At 43.6% G+C, this 22,261-nt stretch carries 11 protein-coding genes, 3 pseudogenes and 1 other annotated feature; of the genes and pseudogenes, 13 read left to right on the forward strand and 1 reads right to left on the reverse strand.

Translation table 11 applies throughout. The features are described 5' to 3' along the window. Positions 1–30 precede the first annotated feature (30 nt). The 13 genes and pseudogenes from DYH27_RS08755 to DYH27_RS08815 all read left to right on the forward strand — a co-directional run. Positions 31–9,291: a SpvB/TcaC N-terminal domain-containing protein gene (locus DYH27_RS08755; protein ID WP_244595168.1), complete on the forward strand. Its 9,261-nt coding sequence runs from the start codon at positions 31–33 to the stop codon at positions 9,289–9,291. Between the two features lie 6 nt (positions 9,292–9,297). Next, positions 9,298–9,588 (forward strand): hypothetical protein, encoded by a 291-nt coding sequence (locus DYH27_RS08760; protein ID WP_025068432.1) that lies wholly within the window; start codon positions 9,298–9,300, stop codon positions 9,586–9,588. Positions 9,589–9,603: 15 nt separating this feature from the next. Further along, positions 9,604–9,692, forward strand: a sequence feature (5S ribosomal RNA rRNA prediction is too short). A gap of 700 nt (positions 9,693–10,392) precedes the next feature. Then, positions 10,393–10,614: pseudogene (locus DYH27_RS13580) on the forward strand (RHS repeat domain-containing protein); the annotation flags it as partial. 534 nt (positions 10,615–11,148) lie between these two features. Next, on the forward strand, positions 11,149–11,565 hold the full coding sequence (locus DYH27_RS08775; RefSeq protein WP_025068434.1) for a hypothetical protein: 417 nt from the start codon (positions 11,149–11,151) through the stop codon (positions 11,563–11,565). Positions 11,566–11,773: 208 nt separating this feature from the next. Next, positions 11,774–12,121, forward strand: a complete 348-nt coding sequence (locus DYH27_RS08780; RefSeq protein ID WP_025068435.1) for a hypothetical protein — start codon at positions 11,774–11,776, stop codon at positions 12,119–12,121. Continuing rightward, the gene (locus tag DYH27_RS08785; RefSeq protein ID WP_025068436.1) at positions 12,108–12,521 is read left to right on the forward strand and encodes a hypothetical protein; all 414 of its coding nucleotides are present in this window, start codon (positions 12,108–12,110) and stop codon (positions 12,519–12,521) included. The genes DYH27_RS08780 and DYH27_RS08785 overlap by 14 nt, the downstream gene beginning before the upstream one ends. Before the next feature lie 177 nt (positions 12,522–12,698). Continuing rightward, a pseudogene (locus DYH27_RS08790) lies at positions 12,699–14,285 on the forward strand (RHS repeat-associated core domain-containing protein); the annotation flags it as partial. 389 nt (positions 14,286–14,674) lie between these two features. Then, positions 14,675–14,989 (forward strand): hypothetical protein, encoded by a 315-nt coding sequence (locus tag DYH27_RS13295; RefSeq protein WP_147287460.1) that lies wholly within the window; start codon positions 14,675–14,677, stop codon positions 14,987–14,989. 8 nt (positions 14,990–14,997) lie between these two features. Further along, positions 14,998–15,288 (forward strand): hypothetical protein, encoded by a 291-nt coding sequence (locus DYH27_RS08795; RefSeq protein WP_029216700.1) that lies wholly within the window; start codon positions 14,998–15,000, stop codon positions 15,286–15,288. A gap of 732 nt (positions 15,289–16,020) precedes the next feature. Further along, complete coding sequence (locus DYH27_RS08800) at positions 16,021–17,676, forward strand: RHS repeat-associated core domain-containing protein (RefSeq protein ID WP_051528037.1); 1,656 nt, start codon at positions 16,021–16,023, stop codon at positions 17,674–17,676. Further along, the gene (locus tag DYH27_RS08805) at positions 17,663–18,028 is read left to right on the forward strand and encodes a hypothetical protein (protein WP_029216706.1); all 366 of its coding nucleotides are present in this window, start codon (positions 17,663–17,665) and stop codon (positions 18,026–18,028) included. The genes DYH27_RS08800 and DYH27_RS08805 overlap by 14 nt, the downstream gene beginning before the upstream one ends. Before the next feature lie 83 nt (positions 18,029–18,111). Then, positions 18,112–18,258 carry an FG-GAP repeat protein gene (locus tag DYH27_RS13765; protein WP_115338011.1) on the forward strand — a complete coding sequence of 49 codons (147 nt, stop codon included), beginning with the start codon at positions 18,112–18,114 and terminating at the stop codon, positions 18,256–18,258. A 9-nt stretch (positions 18,259–18,267) separates the two neighbouring features. Continuing rightward, positions 18,268–20,534, forward strand: a pseudogene (locus tag DYH27_RS08815) (toxin TcdB middle/N-terminal domain-containing protein); the annotation flags it as partial. A 189-nt stretch (positions 20,535–20,723) separates the two neighbouring features. On the opposite strand, the gene DYH27_RS08825 reads toward DYH27_RS08815, so the two are convergent. Continuing rightward, positions 20,724–22,025, reverse strand: a complete 1,302-nt coding sequence (locus tag DYH27_RS08825; protein ID WP_115338012.1) for an IS1380 family transposase — start codon at positions 22,023–22,025, stop codon at positions 20,724–20,726. Between the last annotated feature and the right edge of the window lie 236 nt (positions 22,026–22,261).

Here is a 22,261-nt window from a genome sequence, read left to right on the forward strand (position 1 = left end):
CTCCAGGCCTGAAATAAAACAGAAAGAATAATGACGCATTCTACACATTCACTCCTCCTTCCGTTCCTGCTGCTCGCAGGAACCGTCCTGAACTCCTGTAATGGCGGCAGCCGGCCGGCAGGGCAGGCTGATGTCACTACGGACACGGCTTCTTCCGTGCGGGGAGACTGTACTTCCCGACAGGCTGCCCCCTTGCGGAAACAGGTCAAGGACAGCATCCAAGGCTCATCCGTGAAGAGTAGCTCCAAGGGCGTAGTACGAAACGACAAGGAGAATCGTGTAGACACGCACAAGCCGGACAGGAAATCTGCAAGACTTTTTACAGACTTAGGCAAACGTACCGTCAGCAAGTTCTTTACCAATGCTGACAGCGACACGCTCAATGTCGGGCGTGCCCAGCTTGCCGTACCACGTGAGGCTATGGCAAAGGGTAAAGTTCTCAGTATTACTCCACTTAGAAAGGGAGAATTACCAACCTTGCCTACAGGTATGGTGAACGTCACAGGTGGCTGTGACACATTAATGGCAAGAACAGATACTGTGTCAGGTTATCGCTTCTTACCTCATGGCAATCACTTCGTCCATCATCTGGCAAGTATCGCCGTACCTTACGACAGCACGTTGATACCGAAAGGCTATACCGTGGATGATATCCACACCTATTATTATGATGAACTGCACCAACGCTGGACCATGCTCCGGTCGAAAGGTATCGATACCAAACGTGAGGTGGCGATGGCGGAGACCTCCCACTTCACGGATGTCATCAACGGCATCATCAAAGTGCCGGAGAGTCCCGAAACACAGAACTATGTTCCCACAGGCATCAGTGAACTGAAGGCCGCCGACCCTGCGGCGGGCATCCAGCAGATAGAAGCTCCATCAGCTAATCAGAACGGTACGGCAACACTGTCCTATCCTTTCGAAGTTCCTGCAGGACGTAATGATATTGGTGTAAGTGCCGGCTTACAGTACAGCAGCGAGGGCGGCAGCAGCTTTGCAGGCTATGGATGGAGCCTTCCCGTGCAGAGCATTGACATCGAGACCCGCTGGGGTGTGCCGCGCTTCGACAGCCGGTATGAGAGCGAGAGCTACCTGCTCATGGGACAGCAGCTCAGCGACCGGCTCTACCGCAGGACCGACTCTTTGTCACGTCAGACTGATAAGCAGTTCTATCCAATGACCGAGGGCGGGTTCAGTAGGATTATCCGAAAGGGCGACAGCCCGAAGAACTATTACTGGGAAGTGACTGGCAAGGATGGTACAGTCTACAGTTATGGTGGTCATGGTGGTCATGTCAGTGATGCTACTTCTCTTACAGATACCAATGGTAACCGTGTCAAATGGGCACTTGATCGTGTTACCGATGTTCACGGAAACTTTGCCGCATTCCATTACATGAAGTCTGGCAATAACCTTTATCCTGAACGTTATACATGGACAGGATTCGGGGAGACGGAAGGACTGTATAGCATTGAATTCAACTGGAATACTGGTAACGTACACAGAGTTGACTATGTTCGTAGTGGTAGACTTGGGGTTCTCCAGACAGACTCTCTTCTGTTGGGAAGCGTCGAGGTCAAAAACAATGGGCAGCAGCTTCGTTCATATACAATCCATTATGAAAAAGGACCCTTCGGGAAAACACTTCTTAAGAGCATTGACCAGAACGACAGTAAAGGTATAGTAGTAGCTGCACAGAGTTTCAGCTACTATAATGATGTGAAAAAGGGACTCTATGCAGATAGTATTACAACCTATACAGCTGGTATAGACAATTATGGCAAGCTTGTAAAAACCAAAATTGGACATTTCGACGAACACTTGTCTCTTCTTGGCGGAGCTTCCTCCAAGGGAAATACCATTGGAGGTGGTATAATGGTTGGCGCTGGCTGGGGGCCGGCAACAGCGAGTGCAGGTGCTTCTTATAGCCATACCAATTCTTCCAATGAAGGCCGTGTGACACTTGTAGATATCAATGGCGATGGGATGCCCGATAAGGTATGGAAAGGTAGCGATGGTAAACTCCATTATCGCCTCAATATGAACAAGGCTCTCTCTCATCCTGTCTTTGGTAAAGAACAGGCTTTGGTGGGTGTAAACAGTTTCTCTTCTGGCAAGGCTACCAGCTATACTCTCAGTGCTAACGTTGCTACAGGTTTTGGACCGGCGAATATGGGCTATGCCATCAGCAAAACTAAGGATCAGAATAAGACCAAGGTTTATTTCCAGGATTTTAATAGTGATGGCCTTGTTGATATTGCAGTTAACGGAATCGTTTATTTCAACCATAGCGACGGAAAAGATGTGACCTTTGCACCTGCCAGTACGGCCACCGGCAACCCAATACCATCAATAGCCGGAGTTAACGTTGCGCCTGCTTTCAAAGTTGACTACAAGACTGTTCGCGACTCTTTGGAGAGAGAGTTCCCTCTACATGATGTCGTACGTGTGTGGCGAGCGCCTTATTCAGGTACAGTATCTGTTATGAGCCATGTAGAGAAGCGCTCTTCTGAGGGAGATGGTGTCAGCCTCAGTATGCAATTCAACAGTGACGTGTTATGGAAGGATACCCTGTTACAATCGGGATCTGTGACCTTACCTGCAATAACCCGTAGCGTAAAACCTGGAGATGTTTTCGTATTTCGTGTCGGAGCCCGCTACTCCGGTATAGGTGATGATGTCATATGGGATCCGGAGATAACTTATACTTCTATCAAGACTGATAAATATGCCGGTGAGGACTTGAAGAGATATCGCAGCAGTGAAGATTATATAAGCGGTGCATATTCAACAGCTGCCCCTTCGGAAACTGCAGTAAACAGATTTGAAGGTACATTCAATAAACAGAAGACTTCTGATGACATTATACTGGCAATCATAAAGACTGATAAGGATGGTAATCAGTTGGTCATGGACAGTCTCCTCCTTAAAGCAGATACTGTGATCAGCCATGGCAGCTTCTCCGGTAATCTAACAGCCACAGCAGGAGAAGAGGCTACTGTTAACTTCATTATACGTACTGCGAGTCCCATCAACTGGAAACATATAGACTGGAGACCTGTCTTTTATGCGGACACCATGAAATATGTTCTTTCCCCGCAATGCCTGATGTTCAGCAAGAATATTTCTCTATGTCCAGACACCGTTATAGGCAGAAATGTCTCTATACAAAGTCCGGTATGGGGGAAAGCACTTACTCTTCTCCCTGAGCTTTCTGTCCAAAGGACATCAAACAAGGATACGGCGCCGGCAACGGTCTATATGACTATCAAGGATGATCATGGATCCTTACTCTACCGCAAAGAATTAACTCTTGGCAGCAGTAATCAGCTGACAGGACCAGCCATCAGAGTTGCAGACGGTTCTGTACTTGCACAGAAGATGTCTGCAGGAAAAATACAGGTGACATATTCTATCTTGAACGAACTTGAAAATGCGACTGCAAAGCTAAAGATATTTAGGGATTCTGTTGTCAGCCCTGCTACAGCAGGAAGCCCTGCAGTGTTAAGACCAGTCAGGGTTTCCACGGTCAATGCGTCTGTCTATTCAAGCTTCAACCGTTTTGACTATGGACAGCTGTACAAAGGTTGGGGGGCTTTTGCATGGAATGGTACGGCAAAGAATGTTGCAATACCGAAGGACAAGATGAAGATTCCTGAGACAAATGAGTACTATCATGATGGAAAAGTCAATGAGAGTGCCGTAGAAGCCAATGAGATGGATATTAACCGTCAATTGTTCTTTACACTGTCTTACTTACCAGAGAAAAAATACTTTGTGAGTGCAACAGATAGTGCCTATGTCGGTTCTGTTGTCATGCGTCCATCACGACTGGGAGAGGATGACATCATTGTGGATACTGTCGATTATAATATACAAGGTGGAGGACTGGCAGCACCAGTGTTACTGACAGAGTCGAAATCAAAGGGTAAGACATATAATATGGGATTCTCATTGGGAGCCAGCCTCGGAGTCAACAAGAGTAATACCTCACAGCAGTCCTATAATATTATCTCCGCCATGGACCTCAATGGTGACGGTTACCCTGACTGGTTGAATGACAATGATGGGAAAGTCGTTGCACAACTGACACAGCCTACGGGTATACTGGGCAAGGGGAGCCTGCAATATGATGTTGAAAATGCTGCTACAGATGGTGACGCCAGCAATATAGGTGGAGATATTGGCTTATCTTCAGATAAGAGTGCCTATTCCTTTAAAGACTTTAAGGAGAAAATGGCTGTCGCAAAGGCTGCCTTTGCACAGCATACAACCACAAAGCAGATCATGAAGCAGCGGGCTGCAGAGGGGAATTCTGCCAGTCACTCTGGTAAAGTAGCAGAATTTTCTTGTGGAGCAAGTGGAAACTTCTCCAGTGGAACTTCGGAAACAGTAAGAGGTTGGGAGGATCTTAATGGAGATGGACTTCCTGATATGGTTACCAACGGCACCGTTCGTTATGGACTTGGCTATGACTTTACACCAGCGATAGCCTCTTCTCTTACACAACTTGAGTCGACTAAAAACAGCAACTTTGGTGACGGACTTGGTATCACGGTTCCCGTATTGGGACTTTTTAGTGTCAATATCGGTCAGAATGATACGGAGAGCTTGACCTCTACGCGTTCTCAGCTTAGTGATGTCAATGGTGACGGTCTCCCTGATCTCCTTCAACTGGATGAAAAGGGCAATCTGAAGGCTACTTTGAATACTGGAAGCGGATTTATGTCTGGCAGTACTTCTCTCGGACAGAGTAATATTTCTGACAATCTCGGTTCCTCTGTTGCCATCTATGCCAGCACAGCCTATACCTATACGATACCTCTTCCTTTCGGTTTCACAATTAGCATTACACCAAGTGTACAGGGATCTCATAGCGAAAGCATAAGCCGTACTACGGCTGCAGTCATGGATATGGATGGAGACGGGCTTCCTGATCTTGTCTATAGTGACAGCGAGAATCATCTCTATGTACGTCGTAACCTCACGGGCAGAACGAATATGCTAAAGAGCGTGACGCTTCCTTTCGGCGGACATATCCATATCAGCTATGAGCAGACAACTCCAAGTTACGATTTGCCGGGACGCCGCTGGGTGATGTCATCTGTTGAGACGACGGGTGGATACAAGGAGAACGGAGCAATACGAAGCAGGAACACCTTTGAATATAGTGGTGGCTATCGTGACCGCCGTGAGCGTGACTTCTATGGTTTCAAGCAGGTACGTACCAATCAGATGGACACGGAGAACGGTGACAGAATCTATCGTTACTCCGTACAGACCTATGGCAAGAACAGGGATTACTATACTCATGGTCTTGTAACGAGCGAGTATCTCTATACGGCTGATGGAAAGAAACTGCAGGGTGCAGTCTATGACTACGACCTGAAGACACTTGCCGTTGGTAATAATACGACAGATGCTGTTGTCTTCCCTGCCCTAAAGACACTCGTTCAAAGTAACTTTGATGAAGCCAGTGGGGACAGTCTTTCGGTTGCTGTCAGCAATACTTACGATGACTATGGTAACCTACAGGGATATAAGGAGACTACAACAGCCTATAGCTTAGAGGCAAGCATTAACTATCATAAGATAGCCGACAAGTATATTGTCAGTGTTCCGAGCCATATCGCTGTCAGCAGTGGCGGTAAGACTTACCGTGAACGCTCAACGAAGGTGGACGGCAACGGTGAGATAACGGAGATCGTGCTCCATAACGGTGACAAGCCATCAGTCTATAACATGACTTACGATGGCTATGGTAACATCACACGCATGACGAAGCCGGAGAACTATAACCATCAGCGTATGTTCTATGCTTATACGTATGACGACCGCTATCACAGTCTTGTGACAAGTGTTAAGGATGCATACGGCTATAGCTCCAGCACGGCTTATGACGGTCTTTGGAATGCTCCGTCTGTAACGACCGACCTTAACGGGCAGAAGATGGAATACACCTACGATGCACTGGGCAGACAACAGACTATCCGTGCTCCGTATGAGATAGAGAGCGGTCAGCCATTTACTATCCGTTTTGAGTACTTCCCTGCAGAACGCAAGGCACATACCATTCATTATTCTAAGGAAGGCAACATAGATACCTATACCTTTGCCGACTCGCTGATGCGTGCCGTCCAGACGAAGCAGACGGGCGTGGTCTGGTCTGGTGGCAGCAATCAAAAGGTCTCCATCGTCAGTGGAAGGGCTGTTATCGATGCCTTTGGACGTAATATTGCGGCTTATTATCCAATGACGGAGAGCTATGGTAATATTGGTACTTACAACCATGCTACAGGTGATCTGCAGGCAAAGACAGAGTATGATGCGCACGACCGTACCATGAGTGTTACGCTTGCTGATGGCAGTGTGACACGCACAGCCTACAGTATCGGTAGTCATGACGGTGAACCGATGCTCCAGACAACGGTCACGGATGCACTGGGACGACATGCGGAGAGCTATACGGATGCCAAGGGGCGCAACCGTGAAACGGTGCAGCATGCTCGTGGTGAGGATATCACGGTGAAGTACAGCTATGACCCTGTCGGACAGGTGATGACGGTTCAGCATCCTAACGGTAGGGAGACGAAGTATGCCTACGACCTACTTGGTCGCAAACTGATGGTGAACCATCCTGATGCTGGTGAAACGGATATGACCTATGATGCGGCAGGTAACCTCCTGACGAAACTCACGGCAGAGCTTAGGAAGTCGATATCTGACAAGGGTTACATCTCTTACACCTACGACTTCGAGCGACTCCATGAGGTACTTTATCCAGAAAACCTCTTTAATCGTGTTACTTATACCTATGGTAAAGCTGGCGATAAGTATAATCGCGCTGGTCGTCTTGCCCTCGTTGAGGATGCGAGTGGCGGTGAAGCCTATTACTATGGTTGTCAGGGTGAGGTGACAAAGACCGTCCGTACAGTCATGGCGAGTGTGGCGGATATTAGGACTTATGTCTATGGTGCTACCTATGATAGCTGGAACCGTGTGCAGACGATGACTTATCCTGATGGTGAAGTGGTGACCTATCACTACAATGCTGCTGGACAGGTTGAGCGTCTTACGAGCAATAAACAGGGACATCAGAGCGTTATTGTTGATAGGATAGGTTATGACAAGGAGGGTCATACGGTCTATACGAAGCTCGGTAATGGCACGGAGACTACCTATACCTACGACAAGCAGCGTGAACGTCTGCAGGTGATGAACCTTACAGCGGACGGTCAGACTGTGATGGAAAACAGGTACCAGTATGATGCTGTGGATAATATCCTCGGTATTACGAATGCCGCCGACCCGACGTCGCTGACGAAGCTCAACAGGGCGAAGCTGGGAGGAAGGAGTGCGCATACGTATGAGTACGATGAGCTGAACCGTCTTGTCCACGCAAGCGGCAGGGCCAAGCGTGCATCGTATGACATGGTGATGTCGTTCGGACGGATGAGTGAACCGCTCACTAAGGTGCAGAAGGTGGACTCAACGACAACTGCCAAATCTTATAACTTTGCTTATAAGTATGAGGACAGTAACCACCCGACAGCTCCAACGCAGATTGGTCACGACCATTACACATACGATGCCAACGGTAATCCAACACTGGTAACGAACGACTCTACGAACACTACCCGCGAGATGTATTGGGATGAAGACAATCGCCTGATGGTACTCTCTGATAACGGCAAGACGAGTCGTTATACTTACAATGCTGCTGGCGAACGTATCATGAAGAGTTACGGCACGATGGAGGGTGTGTATATCAATGGAGCACCGCAGGGAATCACATTCCATGAGACGGACAACTTCACACTTTATCCTGCAAGTATCCTCTCTGTCAACAAAAACAGATTTACGAAGCATTACTTCCTTGGTGACAAGCGCATAGCATCAAAGATAGGGACAGGTCTCTTCAATAACGTTTACGGGCGTAACGGCTCATACGTAACGGCTGGTCAGCAGGATTATGCTGAACGTATGAACCAGATTCAGAAGCAGAAAGAGGCATACTACAAGCAGCAGGGCATTGCACCTGGTGTACCTACAATGAAGGGTGCGTATGGTGACCCAGAGAATACAAAACGAGGATATAACTCTATCATTGACACACTCGGCAACCACGATGTGCCACAGGGTTGGATTCAGACTCCGAAGCCGAACACCACACCGAATACCAACCCTGGTCCACCTGTAAGCTGGAACGACCCAAGCAACCCTGATGACCCGCAGGCTGGTTATGGTTATATTCCAAACGACACAACGAAAGAGGAGACCTTCTTCTATCACAGTGACCACCTCGGTAGCACGTCTTACATCACAGATGACCATGTCAACATTACACAGTATGATGCCTACTTACCATACGGTGAACTTCTCGTTGATGAGCACAGTAGTAGTGAAGAACTGCCATATAAGTTCAATGGTAAACAGTTCGATGATGAGACTGGTCTATACTATTACGGCGCAAGGTACATGAACCCAATCACAAGTATTTGGTATGGGGTGGATCCGTTGGCAGAGAAGTATACAACTACTGGTGGATATGTCTATACTCTTGACAATCCCATCAGGATGATTGATTTGGATGGACGAAAGTGGGATGAGTCTTCTGTAACACAAAAGAACGGAAATGTTACTATTAATCTCACCTTAACAGTTGCCATTTTAAATTCAAGTAATAAAGAATTTGATTTGAAGAAACTAGGAAATGTTTTGTCCAACCAATTACAAAGTTCTTATGGAATTTCATATGTAGAAGGTATGAATTACAAGAACTCTGTTCGTCAAAAAGGAATGGATAATCTTTATGTTGCAAGAACTTTGCCAACGAAATTCAGAAAGGTAAACGTCAATGTTTCAGTTAGATTTCGCGTCATTAGTAATAAATCGGAATTACGAGACAGAGAACATCTATTGAATATACTGCCTGCTTCACAACTTCGAGGTGTTTATGGAAAAGTAAATAAAATAGGTGGCTCAGTAGTATTTCTTAATGAACGATATGTAAATAATATAATTAATGGTAACGACAGAAATACATTACCTCATGAATTTGGCCATTCTTTAGGTTTATTGCATGTTGATGGAGCTGATGCTTGGTTTCTAGGACTTTTTGGACGAAGCCAATACTATGATAGTTACAAACAAGAAAGAAATAGATATAATGTTATGTTTAGTGGAGCTAATAGTAAATATACAAATGATTACAAATCTACTGATATTAATCCAGAGCAGATTAGCATAATTCTTGAAAATTTTAGAAATAATAAAGTAAACAGATAAGAAATTATGAAACAGGTTGTATTTATTATTGCCCTATATGTTTTGATAAATATTCTATCATTATTATTCTATATATTTTCTTTTTCTAGTGATGGAAAAATAGATATTGGTTTACCTTTTATTTTTATCCATTTAACGAGTGCAAAATATGATTCCACTTTTCCATACAATAAGTTACTTATAGAGCCTTTTTTATGGGATGTTGTTTTTTTATTTGCGATAGTCTGTTTATATTCGTGCTGTCTAAAATTTATCAAAAGGATTCGTGATCGAGAGGAGCTTAAGAATGAAAAATAAATGATGACTTATGATGCGGCGAGATCCCACCTCTTCCTATTCCGAACAGAGAAGTTAAGCCCGTTTGCGCCGATGGTACTGCAATGCAATGCGGGAGAGTAGGTAGCCGCCTTCTTTTATAGAGAGCTTTGAAGAGAAATCTTCGAGGCTCTTTTTTTGTTTTATCTTTGGATGAATCCCGTCAGCCGGCTTATATCCTACCTGCAATCCCTCTCCCTCAAATCCTTGCCTTATCCTTATTCCTAACCCGATCATAACCAACTCATCCAAATATACGGCACATGCAAATATATAAGTCATCCAAATATACAACTCATCCAACACATCCAATCAACTTGCAGTCTTTATATTTACTCTAATACCATATTTTTTTGTTTTTCATTTGCTGTCACTTTTAACACTTTGCATAATCGATTTGTTGTCAACGCATTGTAATGTGTGAGATGGTGACAAGAGTGACAGGAAAGTTAAAGGCACTCCATTTTTATGGTTTGAACCTATGAACAGGTGCAGGTACAATTTAAAATGAAATACATCAGCTTTGTGGTTTTATTCTAGCAAAGGGCATTGTATAGCTATTACTGCTTTTCTTCTTTGTACGGATACATTTACAAAATAAAGTTGTATATTTGCCTTAAAATAACACATGACATAGGAGTCTGCGGACATTAGGTCTTACGGTGGAGGAGGTGTTGTGGTGTAGGAGATATAGATCTTTTTTGTGCTGTGATGAGAGTCACAGTAGGGACTGATGTCTCTCATATTTATGTTCTAACTTCACCACAAACACTATTCTTACGTTCTAAACTCTTAGTTGATGAGCACAGTTGCTCTGAAGACCTACCGTATAAGTTCAATGGTAAACAGCTCGATGATGAGACTGGCTTGTACTATTACGGAGCCAGGTACATGGATCCCGAAATCTCCATGTGGTTGGGGGTAGATCCTATGATAGAGAAATATCCAGAAATCAGTCCATACATTTATTGTCATAATAATCCTATTGTCCTAATTGACCCAGATGGGAGACAATCCAAAGTACCACCGACAATTATTCAAATAATAGATTATGGTACAAAAAATAGTAAAAAATTCTCATCTTTAATGAAAGCTGCAAATGTAAATAAAGCAAATATTAATAGTGTTATTCGCTTTGGAAATGAGGCTAGTACGGATCCTATTACGGGGCATATCCAAATAACGAAGGATAAAAGAGTAAAATTCCAAGTTATAAAATTAACACACGAATTATCTAATAGGGCAAATAAAGCTAAGCTTGCAAAAGCTACAAATGATGTTGCAAATAAGAAAATATCTCCAGAAGTTTATGCTAAGAAGATAATGGAGACAGAACTTGATGGTCAGATAAACCAAATAAAGGTTGCGGCTGATATTGGGTTTCAATATCCAGGAGAAGAAAATAAAAGAATTAATTCCTTAATTCAAAATTATTCTAAAAATAAAAATATAAACTTACGGAAGATATTATCTCCCAATACCTCACTCAGAAAAGATTATATCAAACAAGGTAAAGCAGTACGAAAACAATAAAAAATAGATATGAAAAGATTTGGCTTACTATTGATTGGCGTAATGCTTGTTATTACAACTAACTGTAATAATCAGCAGTTAAATAACAGATATTCATCGAATAACTTATCATTTATAAAGAATGATAAACTTCATTATAATATCCTCTTAGTCGCATGTGACACCTGTGTTCCTATTATAAATAAGGGCTATAGAGTGCGTGTTAAGCTGACAGATAAACAGAAAAGTATCGTTAAGAAAATAAAAAAGGAAATGTGGAGGCACTTATTATCTGATAAGAAGACCGATTTTGCAGCAAATCTGATCCTCTATGATATTTATGATAAAGATGCTATTCTACTCTTTGGATTAGGCAACAATATAAGAGATTGGAGGAAAAATCTAAAACGGGATGATACATTGTTTTGGTTGAAGAAATTAAAATGAATTCGTATTGGTCATCAAATATAAAGCGTTATGAGGAATATTATATTCATTTTATCGATGCTTCTCATAAGAGCGGGACACTCCTAAAGCAGATACGAGCAATGGTAGGCTTTGGACAAAGAAAGTGAATTAATAAAAAAATACTTATCAATGGAGTATAGCATATATTGCTCCATTGATAAGTTAAAGTTTTGATTTCCTCTATTAGATGATAAAGACAGGGAGAGTTATAAATAAAGAAGAAATGTCTGTGAAGTCCATCATAGCAGAAACTCTTATAAGCAAAGGTGTTGGACATATCCTCCCGTCAAGCTATCTAAAAAAGGCAACAACAGAGGCTAGGCATAACTATAGTGTTGCTTTACATAAATTAGAAAAATTACAGTCACGTAGAACTCCTAACATGAAATTAATTAGAAATGCTAAATCAGCAATGAGAGAAGCGAGAGCATTATATGGGACTTTGGTCTCATTTACAACAGGGGTAGAGACGGTAAAAAAAGAAGTTGGAAAGAAAGTACAATCACAATTACCTAAAGATTATGGTGGTCAATAAAATGGAATACAAACAAGTTCGTAGATATCTTCTATTGATGATCTCTGGCTGTATTATATATTTATTCTACAGTATTATAGTTGTTTATTACGATACTCAAGCAATAAAATCGGGTCCAATTAAGTCATATAAAATAGTGTCAGAACATAGTGGTGCTATAAATATAACTTCCTATATCATTGTACGTTATATGGGTAAGGAATATACTGTCACTGTAAGTAGGAAGGATATAAATGAAGGGAATCTAAATAAAATTTTATACCATAATAAATGGAATGATACACTTTTTTATGATGAAAAAGAGGATATATATGTTAGATTGGGAATCCTTTCATTAGGCTTACTCTCAGTACTTTGCATGAGATCCTACATGAAAGGCTATCATGGAAGTAAGGAATGAAGCTTATTTTTGTCTTTTTGTCTTGCCCTCGTTGAGGATGCGAGTGGCGGTGAAGCCTACTACTACGGTCGACAGGGTGAGGTGACGAAGACCGTCCGTACGGTGATGGCGAGTGTGGCGGATATTAGGACTTATGTCTATGGTGCTACGTATGATAGCTGGAACCGTGTGCAGACGATGACTTATCCTGATGGTGAAGTGGTGACCTATCACTACAATGCTGCCGGACAGGTTGAGCGTCTTACGAGCAATAAACAGGGACGTCAGAGCGTTATTGTTGATAGGATAGGTTACGATAAGGAGGGTCATACGGTCTATACGAAACTCGGTAATGGCACGGAGGCCACCTATGCCTACGACAAGCAGCGTGACCGTCTGCAGGTGATGAACCTTACAGCGGATGGTCAGACTGTGATGGAAAACAGGTATCGTTATGATGCTGTGGATAATATCCTCGGTATTACGAATGCTGCCAACCCAACGTCGCTGATGAAACTCAACAAGGCGAAGCTGGGAGGAAGGAGTTCGCATACGTATGTGTATGACGAGCTGAACCGCCTTGTCCACGCAAGCGGTAAGGCTAAGCGTGCATCGTATGATATGGTGATGTCGTTCGGACGGATGAGTGAACCACTGACAAAAGTTCAGAAGGTGGACTCAACGACAACTGCTAAGTCTTATAACTTCGCTTATAAGTATGAGGACAGTAACCACCCGACAGCTCCAACGCAGATTGGTCACGATCATTACACATACGATGCCAACGGTAATCCAACGCTGGTAACGAACGACTCTACGAACACTACTCGAGAGATGTACTGGGATGAAGACAATCGCCTGATGGTACTCTCTGATAATGGCAAGACGAGTCGTTACACTTACAATGCTGCTGGTGAACGCATCATGAAGAGTTACGGTACGATGGAGGGCGTGTATATCAATGGTGCACCACAGGGTATTACTTTCCACGAGACGGACAACTTCACGCTTTATCCTGCAAGTATCCTCTCTGTAAACAAGAATCGCTTTACAAAGCATTACTTCATTGGTGACAAACGAGTTGCTTCAAGGATAGGAACGGGTCTGTTCAACAACGTCTATGGACGCAATGGATCATACGTAACCGCTGGTCAGCAGGATTATGCTGAACGCATGAATCAGATTCAGAAGCAGAAAGAAGCGTACTATAAACAGCAGGGCATTGCTCCTGGTGTACCTACAATGAAGGGTGCGTATGGTGACCCCGAGAATACAAAACGAGGATATAACTCTATCATTGACACACTCGGCAACCACGATGTGCCACAGGGTTGGATTCAGACACCACATCCTAACACGACACCAGGCACCAACCCTGGTCCACCCGTAAGCTGGAATGACCCGAGCAACCCTGATGACCCTCAAGCTGGATATGGTTATATTCTTAATGACACTACAAAGGAAGAGACCTTCTTCTATCACAGTGACCACCTCGGCAGTACGTCTTACATCACAGATGACCATGCCAACATTACACAGTATGATGCCTACTTACCATACGGTGAACTTCTCGTTGACGAGCATAGCAGTAGTGAAGAATTGCCATATAAGTTCAATGGCAAACAGTTTGATGATGAGACTGGTCTATACTATTACGGTGCAAGGTATATGAACCCAGTCACGAGTCTGTGGTATGGGGGGGATCCGTTGGCGGAAAAGTATGCTAATATATGTTCTTACACTTATTGCCATGATAATCCTATTAGGCTTATAGATCCTACTGGATTATACGATGAAGATACAGCTAAGAAAGTGGCCTCAGAAAGAGGTGCACAATACCACAAAGATAACGAAAGTGGGGAATGGTTTGTCGCTATGGACGAGACAAGAACAAAGGCATATACAACAGGTGGAACGTTAACAAGGGATTTTGGACCCAAGAAGTTACCAATAGCTGACAATATGATAGTTAATGATTTTTCAACCCCCATAGCAGGTCTCGCCGATATTGCAGCATATAAAAGGACAAAGGATATTTCTAAAATGTACAATTCCATGTTTACTCAATATTTATATAATGGAAGATTGACGCGCAAATAGATCAGACAGGCAAAATATGGAGAAACGCAAACACTTCCCAGCTTGTCAATCAAACTTTAAATAAGAAGCTCCCAATGTTTACAAGGTATTCTAACATCTTTGGACGGGCTGCAGCGGTACTTACAACATTAGATATTGGAGGAAGTATTTATAAGGGTATCACTTCTAGTACTATCCAAGATCAATCATACTATCTAACAGAAGGGGCTCTAAAAACGCCTTCATATATCCCCTATTTTGGTACTTTATGGGGATTAGGCTTTGACCACGCTGTTCGTCCAACTTGGGAAAATGGTGCTAAGAATATAGACAATGCTATAAAACATGGAGCTGATCCTGCTATTATTTTTATTATACCAGGACTAGGATATGTTCCTTCTACAAAATAAGCGTTATTATGGAATATTCATATTTTATAAAGAGAAATATCAAGTTTTTTAATAATAATGGATATACTCTATATCCGAATGGGAATCAAGTGTATAAACGAATAGGTGATTATGATGTTCTAATCACAGATTATACAGGGAAAAAACTATCATTAGATCTTCTGATCATCTTCGAACTTTGGATAAAAAATAATATAACAGATGTGCTTATCTTTAGAAAAATGTATAAGAGGACCTTTTTTTGTCCTAAAATGGAAAAGATTGATAAAAAAATAGCAAAGATAATAGAAGAAGTTTAGTCTTCGAACCATATGTACAGCATGTACAGCTGATAAATAAGATTTTGCACCCTATACCTATAATGTACCTATGACAGCTGGAACCGGGTGCAGACAATGACTTATCCTGATGGTGAAGTGGTTACCTATCACTACAATGCTGCCGGACAGGTTGAGAGTCTTACGAGCAATAAACAGGGACGTCAGAGCGTTATTGTTGACAGGATAGGTTACGATAAGGAGGGGCATACGGTCTATACGAAACTTGGTAACGGCACGGAGACAACCTATACCTACGACAAGCAGCGTGAACGCCTGCAGGTGATGAACCTTACAGCGGACGGTCAGACTGTGATGGAAAACAGGTATCGTTATGATGCTGTGGATAATATCCTCGGTATTACGAATGCTGCCGACCCAACGTCGCTTACAAAACTCAATAGGGCGAAGCTGGGAGGAAGGAGTTCGCATACGTATGAGTATGACGAGCTGAACCGCCTTGTTCATGCAAGCGGTAAAGCAAAGCGTGCATCGTATGATATGGTGATGTCGTTCGGACGGATGAGTGAACCACTGACAAAAGTTCAGAAGGTGGACTCAACGACAACTGCTAAGTCTTATAACTTTGCTTATAAGTATGAGGACAGTAACCACCCGACAGCTCCAACGCAGATTGGTCACGACCATTACACATACGATGCCAACGGTAATCCAACACTGGTAACGAACGACTCTACGAACACTACCCGTGAGATGTACTGGGACGAAGACAATCGCCTGATGGTACTCTCTGATAATGGCAAGACGAGTCGTTATACTTACAATGCTGCTGGCGAACGCATCGTGAAGAGTTACGGTACGATGGAAGGTGTGTATATCAATGGTGCACCACAAGGCATCACGTTCCACGAGACGGAAAACTTCACGCTTTATCCTGCAAGTATCCTCTCTGTCAACAAGAATCGCTTTACGAAACATTACTTCCTTGGTGACAAACGAGTTGCTTCAAGGATAGGAACGGGTCTGTTCAATAACGTCTATGGGCGTAACGGCTCATATGTAACCGCTGGTCAGCAGGACTATGCTGAACGCATGAATCAGATTCAGAAGCAGAAAGAGGCATACTATAAGCAGCAGGGCATTGCTCCTGGTGTACCTACAATGAAGGGTGCGTATGGTGACCCGGAGAACACGCACATCGGCTACAACTCCATCATCAGGGAGCTGGGCAACCACGACGTGCCGCAGGGATGGGTACAGACACCACGCCCCAACACTACGCCGGACACCAACGCCGGCCCTCCTGTCTCCTGGAATGACCCGAGTAACCCTGATGATCCACAGGCAGGTTACGGCTACATTGCCAACGACACCACCAAGGAAGAGACTTTCTTCTATCATTCTGACCATTTGGGCAGCACGTCTTACATCACAGACGATAAAGCCAATATCACCCAATACGATGCCTACCTGCCCTATGGCGAACTCCTCGTTGACGAGCACTCATCATCTGAAGACTTACCTTACAAGTTTAACGGCAAACAATTTGATGACGAAACAGGTCTATACTATTACGGTGCAAGGTATATGAATCCTGTGGCAAGTATTTGGTATGGGGTGGATCCGTTAGCGGAGAAATTTGTTGATTGTAGTGGATATGAATATTGTCTGGGGAATCCAATTAAATTGATAGATGAAAACGGACTCTATCCAACTTCCGTGCTAAAATTACATAAAACAGGTTGGTGGATCTTTTCTCGCAGTTATTACACTTTTACGCCTCCTGCAGCCCACCTGCTTTCTCTAGTTTCTGGTATTAATGAAAAGCATATTAAAGGAATGAGTATTTATGAAAGGAGCCTGTCACATCCTTGGCCGTATTACGACTTTCTTGATAAAACTGATTTTGGAGGTGTAACATTGCCACATGGCAACTCATTTGAGACTACTTATACTAGTAATCTGTTTGATGATGAAAAATTTGGACAAAGTGTTATGGATTGGTTAGCCATAGCAAGCCATGAAGTTGGTCACATTAAACATATCATACAAAGTAATAAGTTGGAAGATCAAATCTATTTAACTTTATTGAAAGCAAGAGAAAATTCAAATGGGAGGGCTATCGTTCCGAGTAAAGATGAATATCGCCTCCAGTATTATGTAGGAATGTTTGCAGATTCATATATTAAGGCCGGTTCTCATGATGGCTCTACTTTAGAACATGAAGCGGAAAGAGGACGTGCTATCTTTTATGACTTCAGTAAATTCTTAAGTAAAAATAAAAAGTATGGATCTGGTTTTTTAAGAAATCTTTTCCATTCAAAAAGATCAGACTCATATAAAATAGGAATAATTGATAAAATATGGAAAGAATATGTTGAGTATCGTAAAGAAAATGATAAGAAATAACACATCGTTTTATATATTCCTAATAGGTGCTTTATTGATGCTAAGCTGTACTCATTCTAATAGATTTAGGTATGACTTTATTTCCCAAAAATTAATACCTGAAGGTACCTTCAAGCGCATTAGGATAATAAGTATAGACGGGAAAGACGACATTATAAAGAATAAATGCTATGATTCTTTGTATATCTATGTAAGGGGGTTAAGGCCTAATATGGTATATGTTATTTCGAATAATGGAGGAGACAGGAAAGGTTACACATCATGTTTTGAGACTAATTCAGAAGGGAAAATATATAAGGAATTGGATGTAAGCATTATTCCCGATTCCTTAAAGGAATGGGCAATATACTAATAAAGTTACAGAGTATGCACGACTTTTACAAAAAACGGTCATTGCTTATTATGAATTAAAAAAATATTCGTGTGGTTTCTGGAATGCAAGATTACATTCAAGGAGGATTTGCTTCTGACGGCGTCAGCTGTACCGAGGCTGCGATAAGGGATATCGACGGTGACGGACATCCAGATATCGTCGTCGCTGACGGAGGAAGGCGGCTCATAGTCTACCGCAACCTTACGTGAAGAACGAACATGCTGCGCTCCGTGACGCTTCCTTTCGGCGGACATATCCATATCAGCTATGAGCAGACAACTCCAAGTTACGATTTGCCGGGACGCCGCTGGGTGATGTCATCTGTTGAGACGACAGGCGGATACAAAGAGAACGGAGCAGTACGAAGCAGGAACACCTTTGAATACAGCGGGGGCTACCGTGACCGCCGTGAGCGTGACTTCTACGGTTTCAGGCAGGTACGTACCAATCAGATAGACACCGAGAACGGTGACAGAATCTATCGTTACTCCGTACAGACCTATGGCAAGAACAGGGATTACTATGCGCATGGTCTTGTAACGAGCGAGTATCTCTATACGGCTGATGGAAAGAAACTGCAGGGTGCAGTCTATGACTACGACCTGAAGACACTTGCCGTTGGTAATAATACGACAGATGCTGTTGTCTTCCCTGCCCTAAAGACACTCGTTCAAAGTAACTTTGATGAAGCCAGTGGGGACAGTCTTTCGGTTGCTGTCAGCAATACTTACGATGACTATGGTAACCTACAGGGATATAAGGAGACTACAACAGCCTATAGCTTAGAGGCAAACATTAACTATCATAAGATAGCCGACAAGTATATTGTCAGTGTTCCGAGCCATATCGCTGTCAGCAGTGGCGGTAAGACTTACCGTGAACGCAGCACGAAGGTGGACGGTAACGGTGAGATAACGGAGATCGTGCTTCATAATGGTGACAAGCCTTCTGTCTATAACATGACTTACGATGGCTATGGTAACATCACACGCATGACGAAGCCGGAGAACTATAACCATCAGCGTATGTTCTATGCCTATACCTATGACGACCGCTATCACAGTCTTGTGACAAGTGTCAAGGATGCCTACGGCTATAGCTCCAGTACGGCTTATGACGGTCTTTGGAATGCTCCGTCTGTAACGACCGACCTTAACGGGCAGAAGATGGAATACACTTACGATGCACTGGGCAGACAGATGACTATCCGTGCTCCGTATGAGATAGAGAGCGGTCAGCCGTTTACTATCCGTTTTGAGTACTTCCCTGCAGAACGCAAGGCACATACCATTCATTATTCTAAGGAAGGCAACATAGATACCTATACCTTTGCCGACTCGCTGATGCGTGCCGTCCAGACGAAGCAGACGGGCGTGGTCTGGTCTGGTGGCAGCAATCAAAAGGTCTCCATCGTCAGTGGAAGGGCTGTTATCGATGCCTTTGGACGTAATATTGCGGCTTATTATCCAATGACGGAGAGCTATGGTAATATTGGTACTTACAACCATGCTACAGGTGATCTGCAGGCAAAGACAGAGTATGATGCGCACGACCGTACCATGAGTGTTACGCTTGCTGATGGCAGTGTGACACGCACAGCCTACAGTATCGGTAGTCATGACGGTGAACCGATGCTCCAGACAACGGTCACGGATGCACTGGGACGACATGCGGAGAGCTATACGGATGCCAAGGGGCGTAACCGTGAAACGGTGCAGCATGCCCGTGGTGAGGATATCACGGTGAAGTACAGCTATGACCCTGTCGGACAGGTGATGACGGTTCAGCATCCTAACGGTAGGGAGACGAAGTATGCCTACGACCTACTTGGTCGCAAACTGATGGTGAACCATCCTGATGCTGGTGAAACGGATATGACCTATGATGCGGCAGGTAACCTCCTGACGAAACTCACGGCAGAGCTTAGGAAGTCGATATCTGACAAGGGTTACATCTCTTACACCTACGACTTCGAGCGACTCCATGAGGTACTTTATCCAGAAAACCTCTTTAATCGTGTTACTTATACCTATGGTAAAGCTGGCGATAAGTATAATCGCGCTGGTCGTCTTGCCCTCGTTGAGGATGCAAGTGGCGGTGAAGCCTATTACTATGGTTGTCAGGGTGAGGTGACAAAGACCGTCCGTACGGTGATGGCGAGTGTGGCAGATATTAGGACTTATGTCTATGGTGCTACGTATGATAGCTGGAACCGTGTGCAGACGATGACTTATCCTGATGATGAAGTGGTGACCTACCATTACAATGCTAGCGTCTTACGAGCAATAAACAGGGACGTCAGAGCGTTATTGTTGACAGGATAGGTTACGATAAAGAGGGTCATACGGTCTATACGAAACTCGGTAATGGCACGGAAACTACCTATACCTACGACAAGCAGCGTGAACGTCTGCAGGTGATGAACCTTACAGCGGACGGTCAGACTGTGATGGAAAACATATATCGTTATGATGCTGTGGATAATTAACGATTATTTACTACAAACCTTAATTCCGCAGTATTTTTTCTTGTGAGAAAATTTTATATGTTGAGATGTCTTTTTGGGGTTCTATATGTTGATATGAGGTGCTTCGGTGTTTCTTGGTTCTTTTCTAAGCATAAAATCCCCCACCCAAACCAATGGGGAAGTATGATAGCCACAAAGAAATAGTGTTTATTCAATGAAGACTTCAGCGTAGTAAGTTTTATTTGTATATAGGTTCAGAACGTTCTGTCTTCCAGTGCGCACCCATTTTGCTGGCACGCTGACGAAATGCAGGATAAAGGCTTTCAGCCTGCTTGTCTTTTTCAACGGCTTGACCTTCTCGCTGATATGACGGACGAGATAGAGATAGAAGTTCTTCAGCATGGCGGTAACCATCATGAAAACCATGTTCTCAGCCATGAAGGAAAATGGCAGATGTGACCATCCGAAGTCATTGTTCTGTATATCGAAGTTCTTTTCGCTCGCTCCGCGTTCATTGTAGAATGTGATGATGTCCTTCTCTGTGGATGTCTGGTTGTTGGTAAGGATACAGCGGTATGTGTATATCACCCCGAACATATCCGTCTGTTCCCTGCCGTGCCTGTCTTTCAAGGGAGTACGCTGTACGACAAGCCTGTATGACTTTCCTTCTATTAAGTTGTCCATGCTGACGGAGGTGACATCGCATTTCTCATAACCAACCTCAACACTCTTCCATTCTTTCAGCTGGCCGAAGTCCTCGTGTCGGCTGCCGCAGTTGGCTGCACGTATGTAGAACGTGTTGCAATGCTGCTCTACGGTTTGGATGATTTCCTTTGAGAACGATCCACAATCGGCACGGAAACGCTCTATTACCACCCCAAGTTCTGAGGTTACACGGTCCATAATGCGACGGAGCGTGTCTTCTTGATGGAATCTCACATTAGTGTTTCCGTCACGATTCTCACCTCCGACTATGATTCCCCCAATGGAAGCCCAACCGGGGAAATAGCCAGAATCCTGCTTGTAAGAATACTTTGCATCGAACTTGTGGGCTGGAATAAACTGGTGGTCAAAGTCTAAGTCAACATGACTGCCTACCTTTATAATCCCCATTCTCCGTATCATCCGTAAAAGTAAGGTATTCAACTTTTCTGCTGTGTTGAAACTATACGACTTGTCGGAGGTCTCGCTCTTATAGACAATATTCTTTTCGGCAAGCTCCTTTAGTCCGCGCCCCACAGTGTCGGCACCGGGTAATTGCGTGTCAGGTCTCTGCTTGAACTGCCCTATAAGCACATTGATGTCCTCAAGGCATTCTCCACCACAAAGGTAGCTGAAGAAGAGAGAGCCGAAAATGCTTCCATGGCTGAATGCCTTGCCGCTGCATCCGCGTCTGCCCAACACGGATTCGGTAAGTTTTTCAAAGCCCAACCTTGAAAAAACGTCCATGATGTGATAAATTCCACCGAAAGAAGCGATATTCTCGTTTTTTATTGCTACCTTTGTCATGTCAGATTTTTGCTTACTTGTTATGTTTGCAGCACCAAGATAGGTGAAATTTCTGACATATCCAAGTGTTTTGAGAACTTTGTTTCTCAGGCACTTGGAGTTCTCACAAGAAATTGTGCTGCGGAATTAAGGACAAAAGTTTATTCCTCATTTGCTGTCACTTTTAACACTATTCACTAACACATTGTTTATCAGCATATTATGTGTATTTACAGAGTGACGGTAGTGACAGGAAA

The sequence above is a fragment of the Prevotella denticola genome (genome assembly GCF_900454835.1).
GTDB classification, from domain to species: Bacteria; Bacteroidota; Bacteroidia; order Bacteroidales; family Bacteroidaceae; genus Prevotella; species Prevotella denticola.